Origin of the sequence: Methanobacterium subterraneum (genome assembly GCF_002813695.1) — an archaeon.
Classification (GTDB): Archaea; Methanobacteriota; Methanobacteria; order Methanobacteriales; family Methanobacteriaceae; genus Methanobacterium; species Methanobacterium subterraneum.
In genome coordinates this window covers 819,133-846,130 of the sequence record NZ_CP017768.1, presented here as the reverse complement: position 1 = coordinate 846,130, position 26,998 = coordinate 819,133, and the positions used below count along the sequence as shown (strand labels likewise).

Here is a 26,998-nt window from a genome sequence, read left to right as displayed (position 1 = left end):
TCATATTATCCTTAGTTTTAAGTAGTTGTATGTTTAAATTATATTTTACATTTTATACTTCGGGGATTATATATAATTTATAAAACCCAAAGCAAGAATTTGAACTAAAATCTAAGTCATATTTAAAATTCAATATTAACATCTTCTTAACTAGTGTTCATATTTTCCCTATATTTCAAATAAAGTCTCAACATCTCAAAACATTTTAGAGTTTTTTTCATATGAATCCCATTAAAAATCCCTTTTATAATCCTCTAATTCCTGAAGAAGGAGTTATATCTCTGGTTAAAGAATGGTCGGAAAGAGAAAAAAAAGGTGATAGAAATGCCCGTCAGGATGCAGTTTTTAAAATAGAAAAATACCTGATGAAAACTGCTGATGGATCCTACACTTTGCAATCAGATGTGCGTGATAACAGTTCAGAAACCATGCACACCAGACATGGTGCTTTTTATGAGGCCAATGAAAAATTTGTCAATCCATCAGGCATTGAAAATAAGGAAAAAATTGCTATTCTTGACATATGCAGTGGATTGGGAATAAATGCATCAGCTGCACTGGAAAATCTATTGTATTCCGAAAGTGATGTAAAACTAGAGATGATAGAGATAGATATGGTGGAAATATCTTGGGAAACCCTGGCCGCATCATTAATAATACCTAGCCCCTCTGAATCACATCTTTTAGTCAAAAAAGCAATTGAAAATTATCTTATTAAACAAGGTATGCTTCAATTTCCTAAGGAGGAAAAAGAGATTCCAGATCATGTTAATATTCGTGTATACTGTAAAGATGCTAGGGAAATGGTTACTGAGATTCCGAAAACTAGAAGATACGATGCAGTCTTTCTAGATCCATTCAGTCCAGCCAAGTCGCCAGAACTATACAGCTATGAATTTCTGTCTGAAATCAGTTCTTTACTTAAAGCTGACGGCGTAATATTAACTTACACTTCGGCAGCCCCCGTAAGATACGCGATCATGGATATGGGTTTGGAAGTTGGCGAAGGACCCGAAATTGGAAGGTCTGGTGGAACCATAGCCTCATATGATCTAAATAAAATCCCCCATGATCTAAGTGAAAATGATGAACGTATGATTGCTCTATCTGATGCTGGAATACCTTACAGGGATCCGGAGTTAAACCTATCAGCAGAAAAAATTATTGAAAATAGACAAGTAGAAAGAATAACAATAAGGGGAGTCACTAAAATGGCGTCAACCGTTAAAACACCTGTAAAATTGGTTACTGATCTGGATGATGAACGCCAGAAAAGGAGAGTGCTAAAACACCTGAAAAAATTCGGTATTGACGATTTGAATTCATTAAAATCTCGATTCCTGGTCTGCCCCCAGTTTTCCAATTGTATATGTAATTGTGGCCATGGGAGGCCATCTACTTCCCGGGCAAGGATCAAAGAGATGGAAAAAAGGTTGGAGATAATTACCAATGGTAATTTTAAAAATGATAGATTAAATAATCATTAAATACAGTATTCTGATATAAACTTAAGATTGATTGTAAAAGTTTAAGATACGTGCTAATTATTGATTAACATTAATTCATTTAAATTAATTGTTTATATTTTAATAAAGGTGAGAAATTTGGACTTCGAAATCAAATATAAAGATGCTCGGGGACGAGTAGGAACCCTTAAAACACCCCATGGGATTATAAAAACCCCTGCACTCATGCCAGTCATACACCCGGGAAAACAAACCCTTCCGGTTTCAGATTACGGAGCGGAGGTGGTAATCACCAATGCATACCTCATCTATAAAAATGAGGATTTAAGGGAGAAGGCATTAACTGAGGGAGTTCACAAATTAATAGACTTCCCGGGACCAATTGTCACTGATTCAGGATCATTCCAGCTTTCCGAGTATGGTGATGTTCAGGTATCCAATAGGGAGATCGTGAAGTTCCAGGAAAAGATAGGGACGGATATTGGAACTTCTCTGGATATACCCACCCCTCCTTCTGTGAAAAGAGAACGTGCTGAAAGAGAATTGGTAATAACATTAAAAAGGGCACAGGAAGCTCTGGAGGTCCGGGAAGAATTGATGCTTAACTCGGTAGTACAGGGTTCCACCTACCCGGATCTGCGCAGTGAATGTGCCCAGAAACTGGGAAAGATGGATTTCCAGGTTCACCCCATAGGGGCAGTAGTCCCCCTCATGGAATCCTACCGTTACCAGGAACTGGTGGAAGTGGTTATGTCCTCAGTGACTCATCTGCCTGATTCAAGACCCCGCCACCTAATGGGTGCCGGTCATCCTATGATCTTCGCCCTGGCCGTGGCTATGGGGTGTGATTTATTTGACTCAGCGGCTTACATATTGTATGCTGAAGATGATCGGCTTTTAATGCCTCATGGAACTTTAAAACTTGAGAACCTTTATGAAATGCCCTGTTCCTGTGAGGTGTGCACCAGTTACACTCCTGAAGAATTACGCCAGATTGATAAAGAGAAAAGAACAGAATTACTGGCCATACATAATTTAAGGGTGAGCTTTGCTGAGATGAGACTGATCCGACAGGCTATAGTGGAGGGGAGTCTCTGGGAACTTGTTGAACAGCGATGTCGGGCTCATCCATTCCTTCTGGAAGCACTGCGCAGTCTCAAGAACTACTCTGTGGATCTGGAAAAATACGATCCTCCCTACAAAAAGTCTGCTTTTTTCTACACCGGACCAGAATCTTTGAACCGACCAGAGGTGTACCGCCACTTGGAGAGGATGAAAAGAATCCCATTTTCAAAAAGTGTGTTACTTCTACCTCGCAGTAGTAAACCCTACTCTGAACGTCTTTATGAGGTTCCCCAGAAGTTTTACAGTATTGGTGATGTTGTTGAAAATCCACTGGGAGATATGCAGGTCACGGTAGTTGATGTGCCATTTGGTATAATCCCCCTGGAATTGGATCAGGTATATCCCCTGGCTCAAAACGAATCTCCAGATGATTATGATGAGGATTCAATTAAAATGGTAAATGGTGTTCTTCAGGAATATCTCCAGGGTTTTAGCCAGATCATTGTCAGTGAAGGGGTAGCTGAAACATTTGGCCTCACCGTGAATGATGAGTATATTTTTCCAGAACCCCTGAAAATAATGGTGAATGACCATAAAAGAATAAAAATGATCGCTGATTACCAGTTCGGTACTGGTGCAGGGGAAGGTCTTTTCAATGAAGAGGTAAAAATAGTTAAAAGTAGGAAAACAGGTAAAATACGTCATGTTTATGATGGTGATGAACTTATTGCCACTTTAAGGGCTAGTGATGGTGTTTTTGTCATGGCTAAGGAGGGTGCTCGCAGACTGCACCGATACCTCCCCTACCCCAAAAACAGGGTTGTGGTTAATGAGGATGCAGAACCATTTGCTCGGGAAGGAAAAAGTATATTTGCTAAATTCGTTATAAATTGTGATATAGATATCCATGCAAAGGAAGAAGTATTGATAGTGAATGAACAAGACCAACTCCTGGCATTTGGAAAGTCAATATTAAACGGAAGGGAGATACTTGATTTTAACACTGGTCAAGCAGTAAAGACACGAAAAGGAGGCTTGTAATGTTACCCAGCGCAGGCATGAACCCCAAACAGTTAAAACAGATGCAGAGAGCCATGAAACAAATGGGCATGGACATGAAAGATGTTAAAGGTGTAACTGAAGTTGTAATCAAATTTAAAAACAAGGAAATGGTAATTGCCAATCCCAAGGTTAACCGGATGAACTTCATGGGTCAGGACACCTACCAAATATCTGGAAAAACCAAAGAAAGAAAGATTGAAACAGAACTTATAATTCCTGATGATGATGTGGATTTAGTAGCCACACAAACTGGAGTCACCCCTGAAGAAGCCAGGAAAGCCCTGGAAGAAACTGGTGGAGATCTGGCCGAGGCTATCTTGAGGTTAAGTTAAATGGCATTTATCGCCCATCTCTCTGACATGCATGTGGGTTCATTATCCTTTCGTGAGGAACTGATTCTGGATGCCATTGACCAGATAAATGAGATGGGTCCTGATGCCACCATAGTGACCGGTGACTTATCAGAAAATGGCTATTACAATGAGTTGAATCAAGCGGCCTCCTATCTGGAACAGTTTCATTCACCACTTTTGGTGGTACCGGGTAACCATGATTCACGTCATCTGGGAAACTGTTGCTTTGAGGAACTCCTCAAAGAAAGATACGGCACCCTCCAGGTTAAAAATCAAGGATTTAAAGTAATTGGACTGGATAGCAGTGAACCGGACCTGGACTATGGTAAGGTGGGCCGGTCCCAACAAAGTTTTATGGTAGATGCGATGAAAAATGCATCAAAAGAAGGATTATTCAAAATCATTGCATTACATCATCATATCATTCCCGTACCTCGTACCGGCCGTGAAAGAAATGTTTTAAGTGATGCTGGTGATATATTAATGTCTTTAATTGAAAATCATGCTGATCTGGTCCTGTCAGGTCATAAACATGTTCCCCATACATGGATTGTTCATGAAACTGTTTTTGCTACGGCGGGAACAGTTTCTTCCTTTAAATTGAGGGGGAAAGATACACCCTCCTTTAACACCATTAATATAGATGAAGAAAATATAGATATCCTCTTGAACACTGCCGATGGCGAAACCCGCCTTCTGGCAAAGTATGAAAACAGGTGTAGGTGATTGATTGCAGGTAATTGTGGATGCATCTAACGTAGCCCATTACGGGAAAAAGGATGGAAAACCCAGCCTAAGTAAATTGCTTAAAGCAGTGGAGGCCCTTGAAAAGTTAGGATATCATCCTATTCTCATCGCAGATGCATCACTCAGACATGAAATCGATGAGAAAGAAGAATTCAATAAACTTCTGGATGAGGAAAAGGTACACCAGGTACCTGCAGGCACTAACGCGGATCACTACATCCTGAACCTGGCGGAAGAGGAAGATGCGAAAATACTATCCAACGATGCCTTCCGTGAGTTCTTCGATGAATTCAGAGATATTAACAGTCGAAGAATTCCCTACAGCTTCAAAGGTGAAAATATAGTTATTGGAAGCTCTGCAAAGCCTAAAAAAATTAAGAACATCCTCCAAAAAATCTCTAACCAAACCTTATCTGAATTTGAGAAGAAGGGTTATGATTCATACAAATTAAAGAAAAACAAGAAACTTTCAGGGATCGCAGTGGCTAAAGAGGCCATCGATCGCATATCCAAAACCAGTGATGAGGGAATTGACTCCAAAATAGAAGGAGTATTCATGAAAATACCCCTATTCGATAAGGTAATGAAGATGGTGGAGGATGCCGAGAAAACCAGTGATTTCATCATTTTTGTACTTGTCAGCCCACGAGACTACCGGGATGCAGTGAGAAATGCAGGTAACATCGCGGTGACTGTGGGGGATCGTTTGAAACTGGACCACGCCCCCCTAGTTGCAGTTCGTAATGATCTCTTCACCAAACCAGGGACCTTCGAACTGAATATCATCTATTCAGATGAAATACTGGAGGAATCACCCTTTGATGTGAACATCACCATCAATGATCACGACTACTCCTTTGTTAAGAAAAACTCCCGAAACATTGCCAGCACAGTCGCAGCAAGACTAGGAACATGGAAGTTCCCCATAGTATCGGTAAAACCGAGCATGCTCATGGAAAAACCTGGACACTATGATATAAATCTGGAAAAGGGAGGAGACAAGTAGATGGCAGGCAACTACCTGTTGAAAACGTTATTTGGTTTCCTCTTAAAACACCGGGTTTTAAGTATTGGTACTAAATATTATCCCACCAATGAAAAAGAAACAGAATATGTGGAAATGGTTAACTACACCCGTACCATGCTCCTAGAGATAGAAAGAGCCAACATAACAACAGAAAACATCTTTCAAAACCTTTTAAAGGAAGTTGGACGGGGCAACATACCTGAAAACCGCAGATTTGTTGAAATCAAATCCGCTGAAAACGATGTAAATGAATACGCCCTTTTAAGTAACATAATAATGGGAAGTGACCGTTACCTTTACGTGGAAGTTTTTGGAGGTAACAAGCAGATAATCGACCAATTCGTCCAGTTCATTAAGAAAGAAAACGGTATTATTGTAGAAAGGAGTAATACTGAGATAGTCTCCAGGCTTTTATCCAAAAACGATGCAATCAGGGTGGGTGTGGAACTCATAAAGCTGGGGATGGAATCGGAGATAGATGTTAGGGCAGCAGTGGGAATGACTGGAGCCGCATCCATAGAAAGATCCATCAACCTAAACAAACAAATCGGAAAAACATCAGGAGTGGGATTCACCAAACTAGGTGGTGAATTTGCCATTGTATTCTCCAGTAAAATTAGTAAACTGGAAGGAACCCCTGCAGTTTATGATAATTATTTATTCATTGATGCCTTTGATTCTACCCAGTTCATTGAAGAACAGGGCCGGGACCGGCTGGTGGAGATCATGAATGAAATCAAAGATTTCATTGAAAAGGATTGTAAAGGTAAAATCGAAGGTTACCGTGAAGGTGGAGATGACCTAATCGCCAACCTACCCACCAAGGACGCTGCACTCCGGGCAGGAATTGACTCATCCTGGCATGCCCTAAACAATGGCGCAAGACTCAGGGTGGGGATTGGTAAAAGTCGCCGTGAAGCCGGTGAAAGAGCCCAAATGGCCGATGATATAAAGATCTGGAACAATTCACCAGTGATGGTTTTTGACCTGGCAGATGGAATATATGCTTACTACGTACCCTCAGAATTCAGCCGTTCGGTTATTGAATTCATACAGGAAAAAACTGGCCGGGTAGTACTGATCTTTGTCTTTGTCTTCCTGGTCACCCTCATTGGTTGGAATGTTGGTTACTGGGAGTTTGGACTGGTTGCCATTGTACTGGCAATGCTCTACGCACTAACCGCCTGATAAAAATCCATTACCTCAAATATCCATACACATTAATTGAATTAGCATCTTTGTGAGGTTATTCTTAAAAAAACCTCACTCAAGATTTAATTAAGGCTTGATTATCATGAGAGAAGAATTAAAGGGAAAAGCCGTAGTTGCCCTGGTGATATCATTAATCGCATTTGGATTCGGAACCGGGGCCAGCATGTTAACAGGTTTTAACCTAAAAAACACTGAATATCCTGGTTTAAATATTAGCACACCCAGTGATTTACCGATTGTTTACAATGTGAAAAATACCACAGACCCCAACACCACCAATACCCAAACTACAGTACAGACACCATCAACTCCTTCTACTTCGGAAGAAATTTACGAGGAACCGAAAACAAACCCTCCTAACAATACACCCACATCCAATCAAACCACTAATCAGACACCACAACCATAAAGTGGTTTCATTGGTAATTAGACAACAGATATTGCCTAATGAGTGGTTTATTCACAGAACAGATAGTTGATCTAATCATTTAAACCTAATTAATCGAATTATTATTTGTTAAATTTTAATACCCGAATTAAGATTAAAATTAGATTAAATAAATGTGTGTGATAATATGAAAAAAATTGAAGGTGGAATATGTGCAGTGGAGGGTGTGAAGGCAGCTGGTGCCTGTGAAGATAATTATGGGGTTGCAGTTATTCATTACCCTGATAGCAGTGCTGCAGCAGTATTCACCAAGAACAAGGTTCAGGCCGCTCCTATTATTATCACCCGCGAATCAGTAAAAGATGGGAAACTCTCAGTAATTGTGGCCAACAGTGGTAATGCCAACTGTTTCACTGGTAAAGAAGGAATTGAACACGCAAAGCTCATGGCCTCACAAGTAGCTGAAGGTGTGGATGTGCCTTTAGATCACGTTGCAGTGGCCTCCACCGGAATCATCGGCCGTCAGCTACCCCTACCCATTATCAGTAAGCTCATCACCGATGCCCTGCGTAGATTGGAAAACTCATCTGGTGCGTCTAGAAATGCTGCTGAAGCTATAATGACCACTGATACTTATCCAAAGGAGTTTGCAGTTGAAACTACCCTTAAAAATGGGAAGACTATTTGTATTGGTGGTATTACCAAGGGTTCAGGTATGATAGCCCCTAACATGGGCACCATGCTTTCATTTATAACCACTGACATTGAAGCCAGCCCTGCAGAACTTGAAGAAGCATTAAAGAAATCAGTGGAAAAAACCTTCAACATGGTGGTTGTGGATGGGGATGAAAGTACCAATGACATTGTAATCCTCATGTCCAGACCCGGAAAGGGAAATATTGATGGAAACTTCCAGGAGGCTCTGGATTACCTCTGCAGTCAACTGGCCCGGATGATGGCCCATGATGGGGAAGGAGCAACCAAATATATGGAAGTGGAAGTTAAAGGTGCTCAAGCATTGGATGATGCCAGAATGGCAGCTAAATCCATTGTTAAATCACCACTAGTAAAAACCGCCCTTTTCGGGGCCGACCCAAACTGGGGGAGGATTGTGGCTGCAGTAGGATACTCCGGAGCCCGGATGGATGAAAACACCATCAGTGTACGCCTGGAAGAAGGGGATCGGATTGTGGATATAGTAGATAAAGGGAAAATAATGGGATTTGAAGGAACTGAAGAACTGGAACTTGCCGAAAGTATAATGGAAAGGGAAGAAATAAAAATAATTGTTGATCTGGCTCTTGGAAACTATGAAGCAACTGCTTATGGCTGTGATCTTAGTTATGATTACGTACGTATTAATTCAGAGTATTCTACCTAAAAAATGGGAATTTTTTTAATTAAAATTGATATTATGAATAATATAAATCATTGATATGAGATTAGCCCTTTGAATTAAACAAATAAAAACTAAATCAGTTTAGCCTTTGAATCCAAAATTAAAATCTTTGAATCTAAAATTAAAAAAAAATATTCAGTTAACTTTAAAACAATTTTTATACAGGTTGAGAAAATGAAAGTAATGATTATAGGCGCAGAAGGAATGTTAGGTCACGATCTGGAAGATATTTTATCTGGGGAGCATGATGTTAGTACCACTACCATCCACACCCTGGATATAACTGACATTGCAAAAACCATTGAAACTGTGAAAAATATCAACCCGAATGTGGTGGTTCACGCCGCAGCCTTCACCGATGTTGATGGGAGTGAAACCCGTGCTGACCTGGCATACCAGGTAAATGCACTGGGAACCAGGAATGTGGCAGTGGCCTGCCAGGAAGCGGATAGTGCCCTGGTTTACATCTGCACAGACTATGTTTTCGATGGCACCAAGGGCAATCCCTACCGGGAATATGACCAGACCAATCCCCTGAGTGTTTACGGTGAAACTAAACATCAGGGTGAACTATACATCCGCGATATTTTGGATAAATTCTATATTGTCAGAACTGCCTGGTTGTATGGCTACCATGGTCCTAACTTTGTTACCACCATGCTAAAATTAGCCGAAAAGATGGATAGCATCTCAGTGGTGAGTGATCAGATCGGATCACCCACCTACACTGTGGATCTGGCTAAGGCCATAAATCAACTCATAACCAAACCTGCTTATGGTATTTACCATATAACCAACAGTGAACATTGTTCCTGGTATGAATACGCCCAACATATCTTTGAAAATGCGGGAATTGACATTGAGTTAACACCAGTGACCACTGAAGACTTTGGCAGTCCTGCTCCACGCCCACTGTATTCGGTACTTGATAACTACAACTGGAAAATGGAAGGATTCCCTGAGATCAGAAGTTATAAAGATGCTTTAAAGGAATATATGGAACTTCTATAAAACGCTTAAATATTAAATTTTTTTCCATTTTTTTTACGCTCATCTCCCGGAAAGTGTACAAAGGTATATGTAGTTTGCAGTTCAAATAATAATGTATGAAAGATCGAAGTTTAGCATGCGAGTTGTCGGTTCCGGACGATGATAAAGCTTTACAGGTTTTCAGATGCATAAGATGGTCTGATGGGGTTTATTGTCCGAAATGCAAGTCTTTTGAAGTGTACAATCGCGGATATTTGAATAAAACTCACATTAAGCGATATTCTTGTAAGACTTGCGGGAAAAATTTCACTGACTTTACTGGAACCATTTTTTCCAACAAAAAATTACCTCTGGGTGATATGTTCTACATAATCCTGAACTTAGATAAAAAAAGCATTAAACGTTTAGCTGATGAATCAGGACATAAATGGGACAGCGTTTATAGATTAGCTCAGGAGTTCAGGGAATGTTTGGTTGATGAAGCCAAAGATCCAGTTTTGTCAGGGGAAATTGAATTTGATGAAATGTACCAATCAGCAGGCACCAAAGGTTTAAAAAAAACATCCGAGAACTAGAGGACTTAAACAACGTGGAAGAGGCACTTATGATAAAGATAAGCCCCCAATAATCTCCATGATTGAAAGAGGAAGTCGAAACACCATTTTGGTTGTTGAAAAGAACCTTTCCAAGGTTTTAATACATAGAAAGATAGAAACTCACTGTAATGGGTCCATTAAGGCCTTTACGGATGACTATACAATTTACAGTGGACTAGAAGAACATCCGCAGGTCATAGAACACCATATAATCAACCATTCTGCAAAAGAATATGCTGATGGTGACAATCACGTGAACAACTGTGAAAACCGACATTCACTAATAAGGCCCTATTTGAACATTTTTAGAGGCATATCCAAGAAAAAGCTAAACACCTATGTAAAATTTTATCAATTCACTTTCAACAATGGAATAAACTGGTTTCAAAAAGCACTTGCAACCATTTTATAAAAATGTACACTTACAGGGAGATGAGCGAACTTTTGAATCATTCACCATTTAATAAAATTGAAATTTCTAGAAAATTCACACAGAGAACAAAACCTAAAAAAATTCCTTTTTTACAAATATTATGGCTGCTAATTACTTTTTTATTTATCTCTGCACATTTACATGTCAAAAAATAGAAAAAAAGTTTATTCTTTTTTACTCTCTAAAATCCCTTTTTTAGCTTTTACAGCAGGTTCAAAATCAGGATCTATTTCTAATGATTTATTAAAACATTCCATTGCTTCTTGATATTTCCCTAGGAGATCAAGTATTAGGCCTTTGACGTGTAAAACAACAAAATTTTCGGGATCTAATTCCAGAACTTTGTTTAGTGCCTCTACACTTTCTTCATACAATTCTAATTCAGCCAAAGCAAAACCTTTATTCATCCAGGCATCGGCCAACTGGGGATTCAATTTTAAGGCCATATTATAACAATCAATAGCGTTTTCATAATTACCTAGTTTTCTAAAAGCATTTCCTTTATTAAACCAAGCTTGCAAAATGATTAGGATCCAAATCCAAGACCTTATCGTAACATTCTATTGCATTAGGATAGTTTTTAAGCTTACTGAATACAATGCCTTTATTCCACCATACAAGGAGATTATTCAATAAATCTAGATCTTGGGCTTTATCGTAACATTCTAGGGCTTCTTTATATTTCCTCTGTTTATAAAACTTATTTCCCTTTTTAATCAATGATTTCTGTTTGTATGCGCCCAAAAATCCCATTTATACCCTCCTTCAAATAAAATGGCATGATTCTAAATTTAGGATTGTTTAGTTGTTTAAATAATATGTGGCAAGTATGTCAAATGTGGCAAGTAAACCCACAGGTATTGTTATTGTTATTCCAGCAGTTCCCACTAACACATTTCTCAATCCATCCTTAATTTGTAATGATCTCAATTGGCTTAAACCTTTTTTAGTTTGTTCTTTGCGTTCTTCAACTATTTTCCTAAACCTTAATAGCATAGGATCTTTAGGGTCGCCAACATTAACCACGTCATAAGCGTAATTTATTTCTATCTGTTCTTTAAGTCTTGCTCTTTTTTCATCTACTTCTTCCTGATCTTTTAATGGATTCCAAGATAATTTTTCATTAAGATATATTTCAATGATTCCTGCTATTTTTGCAAGTTCAAGGGCTTTTCTCTGATTGTACGCTTCATTTATCTTCTGATTTTTATATCATCCGGATTGCAAGTAGTGGTAGTTGTGATAAGCCTCCAACTACCATCAGAACCAATTCCCCAATAACTAATAGTTGTTACAAGCGGAGCATATACAGGAGTGTAAAATCGGGGTCTGTAACCGTGACGATATGAATAGCTGTAACCATAGCCATAGCCATAACCACTACCAACTGAAATTATCATTTGAGCTATCTTCCGAAGGATAATCACCATTTGTTCCTGCAAATATGACCCCAATCGCAAGAATTGGGATCCCATATTGTCCTAATGCTACTAATCCCGTATAAAGAACTTCCCACTCAATTCCTACTATTATCCTTCCAATTATTTTATTTACCTCTGATGTACCTTTATGGTTTGCATCGTTTTATCGTTAAGATATCCCCCTAATAATATAATTTCTTAAACATGAAATTATTGAAATAATACTCATTCTTATCCTTTTTTGAAACGACTGTTTTAAATATAGTATCAAATGGAAAATTTATTAATATAACTGTAAAATTTAGTTTATATTAAAAAATAAAGTATTTTTTAGAGTATATTGCAATTTTAAGGAAATATGCTGTAAATATTATATAATTATTTCTATTTTTGTTAGATGGATAATACTAATAGAAAGTAATAAATACAACTTTTATTGCAATTATTAATACAGTATTATTAACACACATCAATTGATTAAGGAGTAACGTTCATGGGCAACTCTAGGGGAATCGTAGTTTTATTAACATTTTTTTCAATATTAGCGTTTTTTACTGGAACTGCTACTGCGATAAATGATACCACTGAACTGGTTAGTATCCATAATAATGGGAGTGAAGCCAATGGTTATTGTTATGAGCCATCCATCAGTGCGGATGGGCGTTATGTAGCCTTTTCTTCTTATGCGAATAATCTTGTAGATGATGATACTAATTATTATTCTGATATATTTGTCAGGGATCGTTTATTGAACATTACAGAACGAATTAGTGTCCCTAGTGCTGGTGAAGAAGGAGATGGAGATAGTTATGAGCCATTTATAAGTTCTGATGGTCGTTATGTGACTTTTACATCGTATGCTTCTAATTTGGTAGAAAATGATATTGGTGAGTTTGCAGATATCTTTGTACGGGATAGATTACTGAATATTACACAGCGTCTAAGTGTTTCCAGTACAGGTGAAGAAGGAAATGATGAAAGCTATGGATCTTCAATCAGTTCCGATGGCCGTTATGTTGCCTTTTATTCTTTTGCCAGTAACTTTGTAGAACATGATACCAATGGTTTCAGTGATATTTTTCTTTTTGACAGAATTTCAAACACTATTAAAAGAATTAACACTCACTCTGATGGTGATGAAGCTAACTCCGATAGTTATGAACCAATTATCAGTGCAGATGGCAATTTCATTGCTTTTACATCATATGCCAATAATTTAGTGCAGAATGATAATAATAACGAGTCAGATGTGTTTGTTTTCGATCGAAATCAGAATAGCATTAAAAGGGTAAGCATTTCTAGTGGGGGAGATGCAGATGGTCCTAGTTATGAACCTTCCATAAGTTCTGATGGACGTTACATAGCATTTTCATCATGGGCCAATAATCTGGTAGAACATGATACCACTGGTGAAGATGTATTTATATATGACCAGATATTAGGAATTACAGAAAGGGTAAGTGTATCCAGTACCGGTGAAGAATCCGATGAAGATAGTTATAATCCTTCTATAAGTGGAGATGGACGTTATGTGGCATTTGTATCAGGTAATGCCCAAGTAGCTGTTTGTAAAATGTTGCTAAGCTTTGGAGATAATAATAATGTTGTAGATATCTTTGTCCATGACCGTGTATCCAAAACCACCAAAAAGGTTAGTGTTTCCAGCACAGGTGAAGATGCTAACGAAAATAGCGATGATCCTGCTATAAGTGGAGATGGGCATTACGTGGCATTCAGTTCTTACGCTAACAACTTAGTTCAGGGATACGATAACTATTATAGGAACATTTTTGTCTATTATAATAATAATAATTTATCATCTATTTACGCAGTATTATATCCTAAAACAGTAAAATCAGGGGATCAAATAACAGTAAAAGCTTATAGTCCTAATTCTATCAGTGTAAATGTTCGGATCTTAGGTAATACATTTAAAATGGGAAAAAGGCTAGATGGTTTATGGTATCTTGATTATGTCGTGTCATCTGTTACAGATGGAGTGTATGATGTTTTAGTAATTGCAACTGATAGTGCAGATAATCAAGAACAAATTAACCTCAATTTTACGGTGGATAATACACCTCCTATGATTTCAGCCACAGTTACACCAACTTTAGTTAAATCAGGAGATCGCATTTCTATTGATGCACTTACCAGCAAAGACACCATAAATGTAACTGCTTTAATTTTGGGGGAAAGATTTGACTTATACCCAGAAAATAACGGTTGGAAACTCTATTATTGGATTCCACAACTTTCCGATGGAAATTATCCAATTCTTTTAACAGCAACTGATAAAGCCGGGAATCAAAACACAACCGCCCTCTATTTCACAGCGGATAACACACCTCCAGTGTTTTCAGGTTCAGTTACTCCAGATACCGTGAAAACATACGATAATCTCACCATAACAGCCACTTCTGATTCTGATACCACTAGTGTATCGGCTCTGATCCTGAATCAAACCTACCATTTAACAAAACTAGCTGATGGCACTTGGACTCTCCAATACACTGTTCCTTATATTTCAGATGGTAGTTATTCTATCATATTAACAGCTAAAGATATTTCAGGCAATATGATGACTTTTCCCCTCAGTTTTAATGTTTTTAATCCTTTAGATAACCAGGCACCTGTTGTTTCCGGAACTGTAACCCATACCAACATGATAAATAGGGTATTTCCAAGTAGACCATGTATTTATTTCCAAGCATCTTCTGACCCTGATGTTATCAGTGCTACCGCATCAGTGTTAGGTAATGTTTATATTCTCAACCGCCAAGAAGATGGGACATGGGCTAGCTGGTATTTCGACTGGTTGGAAGAAGGAAGTTACACCGCTTTATTAACTGCTCAGGACTGGTCAGGAAACCATGGAAACCAAACAATCAATTTCTCAGTTGTGAACATAATCCCCACCATAACTCCCACTGTGTCCCCAACCAAACTAAAGTCAGGAGATAATTTAATTTTAACAGTTAATGTGAATCCGGATCCATGGAAAGTTTATGTTTATGTATCAAAACCTTCAAAATCCATGAATTTAGAAAAACAAACCAATGGATCATGGCTCCTTAATTACACCGTTCCCACTTTAGAAGATGGGTATAAAACAATTTATATCACTTGCTTATATGGAATTGGCTGGTTTAGGCCAGATTATACAACCATAATCACTGCAGAGAGCTCTATTAGTTTTATTGTGGATAATACTCCACCTAATTTTTCCGTGTTTGTCACACCCAGTCCTATAAAATCAAGTGACACACTAAAAATAGGGGTTTCTTGTACCACAGGATCATATTTCGTGCCAGACGATACAGTAAAAGTTACAGCCACTGTTTTTGGAAATACCTTCAACTTGAATTGGTTTAATAAATGGTCAGACTGGTTTAAATGGGACTCGGGTAGCGAATGGAATATTGAAACCATAATCCCCAACCTTCCCGACGGAATCTATCCAGTTTTAATAACAGCTACCGATGATGCAGACAACCAAAACACCAAAATAATCAACTTAACCATAGATAATACACCACCGACGATAACTGCAGCAATAACTCCAAATAAATTTAAGTATATTGACTTTTCTAGGCCAATTACATCAGTTATGGCTCAATCCTCATCTGATACAAAAGAAATCCATGCATATTTAGAAGATGGTTCTGAAAATATTTTAAAATACTCAAATAATCAGTGGATTCTGCAATTAAATTTCCCATACCTTATCCCACTTGGAAACTATGTTGTAAAATTAAAAGCATTCGATTATGCTGGTAATGAAGCTGAATCATCATTGACATATTATGTATACCAAAATCTAAATGTGAAAAATCCTTTAACTAAACCTTCAGAACCAGAAAGTTCAAATAATAAACCAGTGGACGGATCTTCATCAACTGAATCTTCATCAACTGGATCATCAACAGGAAGTTCAAATGATGCTTCAACTGGAAGTGCAGATGAATCCACAGATCCCAATGATGGGACACCTTTATTAAAACTAATTTTGGAGATTTTACTAATATTAGGGGATGTAATTACAATATTTTTTTGCATAGGGTTTGTTGGTCTTTTATTCTGGGCACTGTTTAGTGTAATAGGATTATTAGGATTAGGGCTATCACTACTCCTATTTTTCTTAATTGCAATTGTTATTCTAGGACCAATTTTAGTAATTATACTCACATATTATATGTATAATCGTCCAAAAGGTTGATATAATGGCAGGAAATATTAATTCAAATAAAGTGTTGGATGGTTTAGAAGGTTATATAATGGAATTGGATTCCTTACGCCCCCCAATAATGTTGGGAGTTAGTACTTTATCTTTTACTGGGACTTTAGAATTACTGTTTAAATCCGGCCATAAATCTTATTTTTTAAAAAATAACCCTGAAATAAATCGAAAAATTAAAAAAGAAATGCATAATTACCGTAATGATACTAAAATTGATTCAAAAGAGATGGTAATTCCTTTTATATACTTATCCTTTGTTGTATTTCTGATAGTGGCAATTACTCTTGGAATTGCATTTATTTATTCGCTAAGTATATTACAAATCTGTTTAATGGTGTTTATAGTTGGTTTACCTCTATTATATGTATTATTTTCAGTCACGATTCCACGAAGAAGAAGGGTTTTAGGGGAAAGACATGATGAAGATCTAAAAAAATCTGTACAATCCTTAATTGACTTTGGAGTCCACTTTTGCAATGACAACAATTTAGATCCAGATATGTTCCCTATTAAATTACGTCATGATGATTATGAAGGTTTAATATATGAAAAAAAAGGACAGAATAACTTTGAAGGGTTCCTGAAAAAATGAAACTAAATAAAAAGTTTATCATAGTTTTCTTGGCCCTATTTTATTTTATAGTTATTCAGAGGATAATTACTCTTTATCTTTTCCCAGATGTTGGTGTCAATACCTCCATAAGCCAACTACAACAAGAAACACTCTCTTATGTGATGATTATAAAAATAGTACTCCTCTTAATGGCTTTGAGCGCGATCCCTGTGTTTCTGGTTTTAAAAAAGAATTTAGGAACAGAAGATCTTCCGGCCCCTAAAGAAATGCTTATTATCTTAATTTTACTCATATCTGCAATTATTCCAATCACGGCATTGTTAAATATTTTCTTAACCGGAGACCCCTTATTTTCTTCGATACTAATTATTTATGGAGTAATATTCACTGCCACCACCTATATTATGGAAAATTAGAATAAAAAAGACTTACCCTATGACTTCACTGAGGAATGTGAGTGTGGAGCGAATTTAAAGTATTACAGGAATATAAATTGGCTTTAACAAAAATAGACGATGAAATTTAGTAATAATTTTTAATATGTTTTATAACAAAAATAGCCTTAAAGGTGACACATTTATTACAATTTATAATTAAAATTATTTCAAATTTCCATTGCTACTACTATGCCCAAAAAATCTTTCTCTAAACTCTTCATTATGCAATAATTGGTCAACAAAATCTTGCTGTTTATCATAATCTTCTTGACGTTTTTCTAAAGCTTCTATCCTTTCATCTTTCCTTTTTGAATCTGCCTCCACAATCTTAAGCTCATCACTGTCAACATCCCTAACTTTTGCATTATCAATGGAAAGAAGAGGCAATGTTCTTAAATAAAGTTTCTTCAAATCATACGGATTGGCCATCCAGTAAGTACGGTCCTGTTCACTTATTTTATGACCTGCCATGTAATCTGCAATTATTTTTTCACCGGTTTTATTAATAATTTTACTGATGAAGTATTTTCTCATGGCATGGCTTCTCCAAAAAGAATAACTACCATTTTCTTTAGTAAAACCAGCTTCTTGACCAGTTCTTCTAAAATTTGTTACTATACTATCACAGCTAAGTTCTCCACCATGTTTATTGACAAAAATTTTATCATAGATACTATGTACCCTGATATTTTCATTTCTCCCGTAACATCTCTCTTTTAAGTAATTTATTAATTCACGAGTAACTTCCGGTGGTGAAAAGGTCTGGTGACGATATTTAACCTTTTTTCTTCTAATTGTAAGAATTAAAACCTCTTTTAGAACTAGTTCTTCATGAGAATAAAGATCATCAAGACTTTTCATGTCAACATCAATAGCTTCACTGGCAGAATCTAAAAGGACTTTTATAGTAAGATTACGAGCTTCTTGTTGACCCATACCACTTAAAGCCATTAAATAGATCAGTGCTCTTTCGCGAGGTGATGCAACACCAATCATTTTAAGAATATCTTTCTTCTTTAATCTCTTACCTTGATTTTTTTCAAGACCAAGATCCCCTTTATCCATTACAATTTCCGGCAAAATAATCTGAAAAGCTTTATAAAAAGATTTGATAGCAGCAAAATTTAAATTAATAGTGCTTGGAGCCTTCCCGTCATCAATAAGGAATTTTTTGTATCTGAGTAAGTTTAAAGTTACTTTTCTATCCATTAATTCAATTTGAGATATAGTTAACGACATAGAAAATTTTATATATGGTGGGTTTTATATTTATTTATATGAATAGAAAGCCAACTATAAATAAGGATTTTACGAGTGTTGAAGAGCTTCAAATTAGAATAAAGAAGTTGGAACAGGATGTAAAAGTTTTAAACAAGTTGTATTTCATAAATGATATTTATCATGATGTTTCTATCACAGAATCTTGTAAAAAACTGGGAATTACAAGAGTTACTGGGCATAATTGGTTAAATCAATGGAATGAAGGTGGATATGATTCTTTAGGCAGAAAATCTGGTAGTGGGGGTCAATCGAAACTTACTCCTGAGCAAAAAGAAGAATTATCTGAAATTATCATTGATAATAAGATTTATAGCTCTAAACAGGTTTTAGAATTAATAAAAGAAAAATTTAATGTTGAATACAGTATTAGACAGGTGGAAAGAATTTTAAGAGATTTAAAATTTGGATATGGTAAACCTTATACGATATATTCAAAAATGCCAGAAGATGCTGAAGAATCACTTAAAAAAAACTTCGAGGAATAAATCTTGAAAATAGCATAATTGGATTTTTAGATCAGACAGCATGCCAAAATATTGGTAATTCAGGCCGTATTTGGTATAAAAAAAGAACTAAAAACATTTTAAAGAAAAATCCAGATAAATTTTCAGTTACAGGAATAGGATTCCAGTCAGCAAACGGCAAATCATTAATAGACTTTCCCAAAGGATCTAAAACATTTGATTTTATCAATTTTCTAGTTAAAATTAGAATTCAAAACTCAAACAACCCATATTGCAAATCTAAATTGAATTCCATTTTAAATAATATTAACATTGATGAAACACATCTAAAAACGCTTTTAGAAGCAGATTTCCTTGATAAAACTGAATTTAAACATATTATTGACGATTTTTTCACACCTCAAAAAGATTTAAATATCGAACAAATCAAGAAAAAAATGAGGATTATCTTAGAAAATGAAAATAAAAAGAATCAAAGAATAATTGACAAATTACAAAGGGAAAATATTGTTAAAAATTTAGAAAACTCTGAAATTATAAGTCAATTAAAAAAAGAAACAAAAATTGTAATAATTTTAGACAATTATCCAGTTCATAAAGCACAATTAGCTAAAAAAGCTTGTGAAATCCTTAATATCCAATTAATACTTTTACCCCCATATTCTCCAAAACTAAATCCTATAGAACAAGTTTGGAGAATAATAAAACGTGAACTGTCTAAAATCTATATAAAAGATGAAACATTCTTAATTCAAAAATTTAAATCTTACTACAATGAAATAGTCGGAAATGAAACATTATACGAAGGATGGATAAAAAAAATTATAAAAACAAATTGTTAAATTTTTAATGTCGTAGACTATAATTTTACTTTAAAGAAGTAATTTTGACAAAGATTATTTATAAATTTAAAATCATCAGTGATAATTCCCTCCCCCTAATATTATTTTTCCTTTAAAAACCCCGCCGTAGGGGATTTCCCAGTGACATCTTACACCCCTTTACCAACCTCGATGTGATTGATATACAACTAAAAACCTAGGGCATATGACCACTGGTTAAAGGCAGTCATTTATTTAATTCTTTTCCCAATATAAAACACATACCCATAATATTCTTTGTATTTACGATATAACTCTGCCTCATACCGTTGATAGGCTATGAATTCTTCTGCGGATTTATTGCCCTTATACTTTTCCAGTAAAGACTCCTGCATTTGGGGATGCTGAACTTCATAATAATAGGTCCAACAATCTTCGGGAACCACAAAGGTAGCAATGGGAAGATAACCTGCTTTTTCCATTTGAGCAACCTTATGGGATATGGTGTCTATTTCAGGATAGGCTTCCTGCCAAAAGTCCTCAATCTCCACGGGTCGCTCCTGGGTAAACCAGGTATTTTCGGTAACTGCAATATATCCACCGGTTTTAAGAAACTTTCGCCACTCGCTTAATCCACGTTCAAATCCAATGTTATAAATCGCACCTTCCGACCAGATCAAGTCCAATTCTCCTTCTGTAAAGGGAAGATCTTTCATATCACCAGTGACACCCTGCACTCTACCCATAAGATTTTGGTTCTGGATGTTTTGGTTAAATTGTTGGATAAACTCCGGGAATAAATCAACACCGATGATTTCGCTGGCTGTGTTTTGGGCCAACACCATTGTCTGACCGCCGGTCCCGCAACCAATATCGGCAATTTTGGATTCAGCGGTAAGACCACCTATAAAACTCAGTGCTTTGAGCGTAATTTCCGGACTTCCTGGTCCTTGTCGCTGGGTATTCCCGAAGTAATCATAAATAATATTCAAGTCAAATTCGTGAATGGTCTGGTTTTCGCTCATAAAACTAATCCCCCTTAATTTTAATTTTTGTCAATTATCAGTGCTCATGATTGCCACTAAGGTCGCGTATATAGAACGATGCGAATGGTGGAACTCACATCTATCCCCCTGAGACTAAAATGCTGGGTTAATACATTTCCGGTTATTCCTATAAATCCTTTTTAAGATAAATCATGTCCACAAGTTGTATGTCCCCATCGAACATGGGGTGGTCGTAATTGTCTGTAAAAAAATTCTTCACCCGATGTGACTTTCGAAATCCACAACTTTCATAAAACGACAAGATTGCCGGGGTTTCACCAGTCCCCACCAGCATTGTCTGGTAGTCCTTTTTGTAGAAATCAGAAATGAAATTTATCAATGCTCGACCATACCCCTGGCCCTGATATTTCTCATATGTCGCTATGTTTTTCAACTCGCAGTTCCTGCTATCTATGGGCACTACCACGCAAACACTCCTCAAATCATCATCATATAAAGCAAACAAGTCCCCGTCAGGTAAATACTTGTCAATCATGTTTTCCTGCTCGTCTGCCAACAACAATAAGTCCAGGAACTGTTTCTTATTTTCCATAATTTTTTCTATTTTAACCATATCTGTTGTTTCCTAATTTGATAAGTTTTATTTTCCGTTGTATCGCCCCTCATTACCGCTAACGACCTTGCGGCTAAGCTGCCGGCAGTACCTTTAGAACAATTTTATTTAATAGACCGCACACTTAAGCTTACTTTTACTTGAATGCCCTTTATGTTAGCTAAACCAGTTTTACTTTTCTTTATAAAAGTTTCGGTTTCGCGCCCGTTATTTGATAATTTAATTTTATCGTTTAAAATTTTAATAAAATAGAACTAACTTTTTTGTTAATAAATTTTTTCAATATTCTTTAAAATTGCTTTTATGTGTATCGCGGTTTCAACGGGCGATCATCCCGGTCTTGTGCAGCCGGGGTTAGCCCGCACAGTATTTCTCAGCAATTCTTCACTTAGTAGTAGTAATCTTCAATCCCAAAGCCAAATTGCTTGTCTTTCTCTGTCATCTTGATGAAATGCTTCAAGCGCTTTTCATACTCACCCGGTCTTTTTCTACCCGCATCAATGTAAGCAATTCGTATCCGCCGATATGATTCAGAGTATTTTTGATAATTTTCCCAAGCTTGTTCGTTCTCTCGGATGGCTGCTGTGATATCGGTTGGAAAAGCGAAATCATCCAAATCGACTTCAGATAAACTGTCCAAGACTTCCGGGATTATCTTGCCCTGATTAATGAGCCTCTTTAGCCTTTCTTTGTTTGTTTGCGAATAATCACTTTTTGTCTTTCTGGGACTAAACCGCTGTACAAACCGCTCATGATCCAGATTTTTCATAATGCTGTCTATCCACCCAAAACAGAGTGCTTCTTCGACTGCATCGTTATACGGTATGCGCAGTTTCCCTGCATCTTTCCGGTAGTAGATCAACCAGATTTCTTGCTCACTTCTGTAATACTCTTTCAACCAATTTCGCCAATCATCTCGATTGGTGACGTACAACGTTTGAGTTATTTCCATTATTGGCTTACCATACTATCCTTGGTACTTCCATCTCATCTATTATTTATCATAGGTTTAAGCGGCGAGCCACTCCACAACCAGCTTTTACCACCACAAAAAAAACTTTTATCACCTACATTTTCAGATGCAGGTCCGCTTGAAACCATTGTTAGCCGATTATTTTTTTAATGAACTCATTAATTCATAAAAATATTTTTGTTCTTTTTTAATATATAGATTATACCAGGCGGATAATGTTTCTTCCCTAAATAAATCTAACTGTTTAATAATCTCATATGTAAATTCAATTGGGGCTAATCCAGAAGCTGTTATTAAGTTTTCATCTTTAATCACTGGTTCATTAACATAATAAGCTTCGCCAGTATATTCAGGAGAGAACATTTTTAAATATTCTATATCATTACTTGTATGTTTTTTATTATTTAAGGCACCAGCTTTTGCTAAAGCACCAGTTGCTCCACAAATTGCAGCAATTTTTAAACCTTTTTCAATTCTATCTTTTGCTACTTTTATTATTAGTATCAGCTCCAGGCAATATTAATAAATCATTTATATTAGTATCCATCTCATTAACAGTAATATCTGGATTTATAATCATTCCACCCATGGTTTTAATTGGTGCTTTAGTAGATCCAACCTTTAATATAGTGACATCTTCATTTTGATTTTTGAAATATCGTTTACTAACTAATTCACTAGTTAAAAATGAGATTTCCCAATCTGCTAATGTGTTTAATTTATCCAAAAATATTTTTTGTGTCTTATTTCCGGAACAAAAAAGTTATCAATCCAACATATTTCCGTCATATCTCCCCGCATTACCGCTAACGGTGGTGGGGAAAGAATTTAAAAGAATCCTGCTAGAAACCAAGGAAGAAATTCAAAAAATGGGTTAATTAATAGGGTGAATCCCTTTAGAATGAACATTCAAGGATTAATGGTGAATGATCAGAAATCTTTGCTTCCCTTACATTAAAATCATGGTATACTATTATCTCATCTATACTCGCAGCAAGCTTTGGGGAAATGAATGCATAGTCTAATCTAAAGCCCTCTCCTGAATGATAAAACCAAGTATATCTAGGAGAACCCTCTTTAGAATAGTTCTTCCATAGGTCAATGTATTTCAAATCTTCTAATTCCATTAATTCCTTAGCATAATATTCAGTACCATTGGAAGAATCTTCTTTAGTGCAGCTATTGAAATCACCGGTTATTAGAACATTTTTCTCTATATTGTTTTTTGCATATTCTAAAATTCTCTTCCAAAATATGTTCTTTTCTGCTCCTGGTTGGTCAGGAACGTACACTCCCAATACATATAAATCATTTTTAGGAATATAAACTTCAATCCACCGATCAAACACACTTTTAGTTACAAAATCACTTTTACTGGCAATAAAGGACCCCATGCTACCATCATCATTTGATGGCTTAATGTTATATCCCTTCTGGCTAATTTTTCGGATTATCTCCTTACCCTTTTCATTCATCATAAATTCCGTAAGAACCATCAAATCAGCATCTTCACTTAACAAGTAATCTATTATTCGGGGTGTTCTTTTTTGACCACCAAAACGTAAATTTAAAGATATTAATTTCATAATACACCTTCAATCTTAAACTAAATTTCTATTTCTGACTTTTTAAGGGGCTCTAAAACTTTTTTCTATTTTTAGCCCATGAATCATAACCAACAAATTCACTATAGCCGGCATTTCCTATAAACTTAGCCGTCCTTAAAATGTTTTTATGTTTGCTATTTTGATAATTTATTTCACAACTAGAATCAAATCTGCCTGATTTTCCCCTCAACAGCCGCCTTCATTATAAGCCTAGTAAAAGGAACAGTATGGGATCTTCCATTAATGGTGAAAGTAACTGTATGGCGGTCAATAGCTGTGAAGTAATCAGTTTTTTGCTTGTTTTCTCTCGAAGATGCAATAAATCCTTGTAGGCGGTTATGGATATTATCTTACGGAGATCAATGTTGGTAGTCCTCTTGGATCCCATGAAAATCAATTTTTTGTTGGTTAAAACAAGAGTGTGGGGTGACTAAAAAAAGGATTAATAAATGCTTTTTATTAACATTAAACTATTTAAACAGGACACTACATTCATTCTAGCCCTTAAATCATTAATCAATACTCATTAACAACTATTATGTAATAATTTAAATAATGTGAGAATATAACATTAGCTTTGAACAAGATTTGATGGGGATGAATATATTGGAATGTCCTGAATGTGGTCATGAAAACAAGACCAATGTAAAGTTCTGCAAAAAATGCGGTAAAAATCTTAAGAAAAATTATATTGAGCGTTTTAACAGTCAAATAAATCTATTAGCTGTTTTTGCTGGTTTAGCAATTTCAACGTTAATATTGATATTATGCTCTTTTTTATATGGTTCAGTAGCTGTCTCCGGCGCCATAGATCTAACCATTTACATAGGCCTAGTTTTAGTAACCATGGTTTTTGTGGGCGGGATCACCACCGGTATAGTTGGATGTAGAGATTTTGAAGATGGAATGATAAATGGACTGTTCATGAGTTTAATTGCTTTAACAATTTTGGGATTTATCCTAGGCATTATATTATTAATAACAATGGGTATTGCAGCATCAATTGCCAGTGCCCTTAAACCATTTGCCAGTTCTACAGCTTCTCAAACACCATCTTATCTGAACACAGCCAGCAACAGTAATTCAAACTCTTTAGAACCTTTATACACATTCTTAAAAGGAATTATTATAATCATTCTAGTTTTTGTTGCAGGGGCCCTAGGAGGGTCCTTTGGAGTGTTCTTAAAAAATGGTATTAAAAAGGCAAGAAACAGGGGGGCTTAAATAGTGAAATGCAAAATCTGCGGACACGAAAATGACTCGGATGCAAGTTTTTGTGAACAATGTGGTAATGAAATAAGGAAAGATACATTATCCAGACCAACAAGTTCAAAAAAAGAAACTGAAGGTCTAACACAAATGAACAAAATATTAATTGTTTCAATCATCGCCCTGGTTGCCGTGCTTGGTATAATGGCAGGAGTTCTCCTAAAAGCACCCAATGACTCGAACACAACTATTCCCAACAGCACGGTTAATAATGAACCGATTTCAATGAGCACAGGATTCCCTGTATCCCAGGTACCTAACCTTGCACAGGAAATATCTAAAATAGGAGTTGGCTTTGATACCATTACCTTTAAGGGGGTCACTCTCGACAAAAATCAATGCCTTTACATCTTATCCAAAGGTATTGTTATGATAGATAGTGGTCAAACCGGAAATATTCCCATTGGAAATTATGGGAACCCTGACAGTCCCTTTGGAACCATAACTGCCGCCTCAATAACTAAAAGCCAATATGTGGATATGGCTCAAAGAACCCACAGCTGGATGGATAATAATGGATTATCTCCCAACTATATTGGCATATCTGTAGCCGGACAACCTGACCTATCTCCAGAAAGTCTATTAAACCTCTATGTAAATGTTTTAACCCAATATAAATCCACAAACCAACTACCACCCACTGTAATAATACCATAAATGTGATCAAATGAGGAAATACCTTAAATTATTAATCATTCTGGTTTTAGTGTTTAGTGGAACTTTTATTTCCTCATTTTACCTATATCCTAGCCAAAATACTAATTCAACACCACCCTCCTTCAGCAGTGTGGTTTTAGGACAAACTGAATATGGCACTGTCACCCGTTATGGTCCCTATGGAAATGCCAGCTCCCCAAATTGTATAGCTTATGTTGTAGGAGTCCATCCCCTAGAATACCAATCCCACGACGCCATTGTAGAAACCATAAAAACCAGTGATAAATCCCTGAAAAACTGCTACTATATTTACAAAATTAATGTAACCCAGAACCCGGATAATTATAATAAAGGGAGAACTAATGGACAAAATTTGGCAAATAAATATGCAATTCCCAACATTAAAAACAACTCTATAAAATTAGTTATTGATGTGCACTCCAATGAAGGGAACTATAAAGTGAGAAAGTTCCTGTTTATTCCTGCCAGCTCAGAAAAAGCTCTTAAAATAGCTGGTGAAATCAAAAATAAAACAAATTGGTTAACTATCTACAGTCCACCAGAACCCACCAGCCCTTCATATGTTACCATACCCTTAATTCAAGCAGGAATTCCTGCCATGATATATGAAACATACACCTATGAATCAGTTGAACAAACCAGGAAACAAAGCATTGAACTGGTATCTATCATAGATAATCTAAAACTAAACTAATTTTAAAATAAGAGGTCATAATCCTTTGAAACAGCAGACTTATACAAATAACCTCACGTATTGTATAAGGAGTATAATAATGAGGAAAAATATTGATTTAGGAAAATTGTGGAAGTCCTTTAAGGTATCAATTTCCACGGGAAGATGTTAATTTCACTTCCTGGTTGCCTCATTATTTTAT

Annotated in this window: 27 protein-coding genes and 2 pseudogenes; 19 read left to right on the top strand and 10 right to left on the bottom strand. The window is 36.3% G+C overall.

Features of this window, described 5'->3' with window-relative positions; all coding sequences use genetic code 11:
- The first annotated feature begins 221 nt into the window (after positions 1–221).
- The 11 genes and pseudogenes from BK009_RS03970 to BK009_RS03920 all read left to right on the top strand — a co-directional run.
- Entirely contained in the window at positions 222–1,487 is a 1,266-nt protein-coding gene (locus BK009_RS03970; protein ID WP_100909099.1) for an MnmC family methyltransferase, read from the top strand.
- Positions 1,488–1,604: 117 nt separating this feature from the next.
- A complete protein-coding gene (gene tgtA / locus BK009_RS03965) occupies positions 1,605–3,572 on the top strand; it encodes a tRNA guanosine(15) transglycosylase TgtA (RefSeq protein ID WP_100907843.1) in 1,968 nt (655 codons plus the stop codon).
- A complete protein-coding gene (locus BK009_RS03960; RefSeq protein ID WP_100906206.1) occupies positions 3,572–3,925 on the top strand; it encodes a nascent polypeptide-associated complex protein in 354 nt (117 codons plus the stop codon). Before tgtA ends, BK009_RS03960 begins: the two co-directional genes overlap by 1 nt.
- On the top strand, positions 3,926–4,672 hold the full coding sequence (locus BK009_RS03955; protein ID WP_100906207.1) for a metallophosphoesterase family protein: 747 nt from the start codon (positions 3,926–3,928) through the stop codon (positions 4,670–4,672).
- A gap of 4 nt (positions 4,673–4,676) precedes the next feature.
- Positions 4,677–5,699, top strand: coding sequence for an NYN domain-containing protein (locus BK009_RS03950; RefSeq protein ID WP_100906208.1), 1,023 nt, complete (start codon positions 4,677–4,679; stop codon positions 5,697–5,699).
- Complete coding sequence (locus BK009_RS03945; protein ID WP_100906209.1) at positions 5,700–6,908, top strand: hypothetical protein; 1,209 nt, start codon at positions 5,700–5,702, stop codon at positions 6,906–6,908.
- A gap of 106 nt (positions 6,909–7,014) precedes the next feature.
- Positions 7,015–7,341 carry a hypothetical protein gene (locus tag BK009_RS03940; protein WP_100906210.1) on the top strand — a complete coding sequence of 109 codons (327 nt, stop codon included), beginning with the start codon at positions 7,015–7,017 and terminating at the stop codon, positions 7,339–7,341.
- 166 nt (positions 7,342–7,507) lie between these two features.
- Entirely contained in the window at positions 7,508–8,701 is a 1,194-nt protein-coding gene (gene argJ, locus BK009_RS03935; RefSeq protein WP_100907842.1) for a bifunctional ornithine acetyltransferase/N-acetylglutamate synthase, read from the top strand.
- A gap of 192 nt (positions 8,702–8,893) precedes the next feature.
- Positions 8,894–9,730, top strand: coding sequence for a dTDP-4-dehydrorhamnose reductase (gene rfbD, locus BK009_RS03930; protein ID WP_100907841.1), 837 nt, complete (start codon positions 8,894–8,896; stop codon positions 9,728–9,730).
- 95 nt (positions 9,731–9,825) lie between these two features.
- Complete coding sequence (locus BK009_RS03925; RefSeq protein WP_100905792.1) at positions 9,826–10,284, top strand: transposase; 459 nt, start codon at positions 9,826–9,828, stop codon at positions 10,282–10,284.
- Between the two features lie 13 nt (positions 10,285–10,297).
- A pseudogene (locus BK009_RS03920) lies at positions 10,298–10,717 on the top strand (IS1595 family transposase); the annotation flags it as partial.
- 185 nt (positions 10,718–10,902) lie between these two features.
- On the opposite strand, the gene BK009_RS03915 reads toward BK009_RS03920, so the two are convergent.
- The 3 genes from BK009_RS03915 to BK009_RS03905 are packed head-to-tail and all read right to left on the bottom strand — an operon-like array spanning position 10,903 to position 11,764.
- Positions 10,903–11,259: a tetratricopeptide repeat protein gene (locus BK009_RS03915; RefSeq protein WP_100906215.1), complete on the bottom strand. Its 357-nt coding sequence runs from the start codon at positions 11,257–11,259 to the stop codon at positions 10,903–10,905.
- Positions 11,243–11,491, bottom strand: coding sequence for a tetratricopeptide repeat protein (locus BK009_RS03910; protein ID WP_100906216.1), 249 nt, complete (start codon positions 11,489–11,491; stop codon positions 11,243–11,245). The genes BK009_RS03915 and BK009_RS03910 overlap by 17 nt, the downstream gene beginning before the upstream one ends.
- Before the next feature lie 48 nt (positions 11,492–11,539).
- Positions 11,540–11,764: a hypothetical protein gene (locus tag BK009_RS03905; protein ID WP_157809497.1), complete on the bottom strand. Its 225-nt coding sequence runs from the start codon at positions 11,762–11,764 to the stop codon at positions 11,540–11,542.
- A gap of 888 nt (positions 11,765–12,652) precedes the next feature.
- Here BK009_RS03905 and BK009_RS03900 point away from each other — a divergent pair.
- From BK009_RS03900 to BK009_RS03890, 3 genes are read left to right on the top strand one after another with little or no spacing between them, the layout of a single operon-like run.
- A complete protein-coding gene (locus BK009_RS03900) occupies positions 12,653–16,378 on the top strand; it encodes an Ig-like domain-containing protein (RefSeq protein ID WP_100906218.1) in 3,726 nt (1,241 codons plus the stop codon).
- A 4-nt stretch (positions 16,379–16,382) separates the two neighbouring features.
- Entirely contained in the window at positions 16,383–16,991 is a 609-nt protein-coding gene (locus BK009_RS03895; RefSeq protein WP_100906219.1) for a hypothetical protein, read from the top strand.
- Complete coding sequence (locus BK009_RS03890; RefSeq protein WP_100906220.1) at positions 16,988–17,389, top strand: hypothetical protein; 402 nt, start codon at positions 16,988–16,990, stop codon at positions 17,387–17,389. The genes BK009_RS03895 and BK009_RS03890 overlap by 4 nt, the downstream gene beginning before the upstream one ends.
- Before the next feature lie 183 nt (positions 17,390–17,572).
- Here BK009_RS03890 and BK009_RS03885 read toward each other — a convergent pair whose 3' ends face one another.
- Complete coding sequence (locus BK009_RS03885) at positions 17,573–18,619, bottom strand: site-specific integrase (RefSeq protein WP_232728027.1); 1,047 nt, start codon at positions 18,617–18,619, stop codon at positions 17,573–17,575.
- 68 nt (positions 18,620–18,687) lie between these two features.
- Between BK009_RS03885 and BK009_RS03880 the strand changes: the two genes are divergently transcribed.
- Both BK009_RS03880 and BK009_RS03875 read left to right on the top strand, forming a co-directional pair.
- Positions 18,688–19,176 carry a helix-turn-helix domain-containing protein gene (locus BK009_RS03880; RefSeq protein ID WP_157809705.1) on the top strand — a complete coding sequence of 163 codons (489 nt, stop codon included), beginning with the start codon at positions 18,688–18,690 and terminating at the stop codon, positions 19,174–19,176.
- A gap of 263 nt (positions 19,177–19,439) precedes the next feature.
- A complete protein-coding gene (locus BK009_RS03875; RefSeq protein WP_100909097.1) occupies positions 19,440–19,997 on the top strand; it encodes a transposase in 558 nt (185 codons plus the stop codon).
- Positions 19,998–20,227: 230 nt separating this feature from the next.
- Here the strand turns inward: BK009_RS03875 and BK009_RS03870 are convergent, their stop codons facing one another.
- The 6 genes and pseudogenes from BK009_RS03870 to BK009_RS12380 form a co-directional block, all read right to left on the bottom strand.
- Positions 20,228–21,001: a class I SAM-dependent methyltransferase gene (locus BK009_RS03870; protein ID WP_100909096.1), complete on the bottom strand. Its 774-nt coding sequence runs from the start codon at positions 20,999–21,001 to the stop codon at positions 20,228–20,230.
- Positions 21,002–21,149: 148 nt separating this feature from the next.
- A complete protein-coding gene (locus BK009_RS03865) occupies positions 21,150–21,542 on the bottom strand; it encodes a GNAT family N-acetyltransferase (RefSeq protein ID WP_236951031.1) in 393 nt (130 codons plus the stop codon).
- A gap of 442 nt (positions 21,543–21,984) precedes the next feature.
- The gene (locus tag BK009_RS03860) at positions 21,985–22,548 is read right to left on the bottom strand and encodes a YdeI/OmpD-associated family protein (protein ID WP_100909094.1); all 564 of its coding nucleotides are present in this window, start codon (positions 22,546–22,548) and stop codon (positions 21,985–21,987) included.
- Between the two features lie 159 nt (positions 22,549–22,707).
- A pseudogene (locus BK009_RS12835) lies at positions 22,708–23,296 on the bottom strand (DJ-1/PfpI family protein).
- A gap of 169 nt (positions 23,297–23,465) precedes the next feature.
- Positions 23,466–24,155: an endonuclease/exonuclease/phosphatase family protein gene (locus BK009_RS03850; RefSeq protein WP_100909093.1), complete on the bottom strand. Its 690-nt coding sequence runs from the start codon at positions 24,153–24,155 to the stop codon at positions 23,466–23,468.
- A gap of 223 nt (positions 24,156–24,378) precedes the next feature.
- Entirely contained in the window at positions 24,379–24,564 is a 186-nt protein-coding gene (locus tag BK009_RS12380) for a hypothetical protein (protein ID WP_157809704.1), read from the bottom strand.
- 218 nt (positions 24,565–24,782) lie between these two features.
- Here BK009_RS12380 and BK009_RS03845 point away from each other — a divergent pair, with 218 nt between their 5' ends.
- From BK009_RS03845 to BK009_RS03835, 3 genes are read left to right on the top strand one after another with little or no spacing between them, the layout of a single operon-like run.
- Positions 24,783–25,400, top strand: a complete 618-nt coding sequence (locus BK009_RS03845; protein ID WP_100906276.1) for a zinc ribbon domain-containing protein — start codon at positions 24,783–24,785, stop codon at positions 25,398–25,400.
- Positions 25,401–25,403: 3 nt separating this feature from the next.
- Positions 25,404–26,102 carry a pseudomurein-binding repeat-containing protein gene (locus BK009_RS03840; RefSeq protein WP_100909092.1) on the top strand — a complete coding sequence of 233 codons (699 nt, stop codon included), beginning with the start codon at positions 25,404–25,406 and terminating at the stop codon, positions 26,100–26,102.
- A 10-nt stretch (positions 26,103–26,112) separates the two neighbouring features.
- Complete coding sequence (locus tag BK009_RS03835) at positions 26,113–26,817, top strand: hypothetical protein (RefSeq protein WP_100909091.1); 705 nt, start codon at positions 26,113–26,115, stop codon at positions 26,815–26,817.
- Positions 26,818–26,998: the final 181 nt, after the last annotated feature.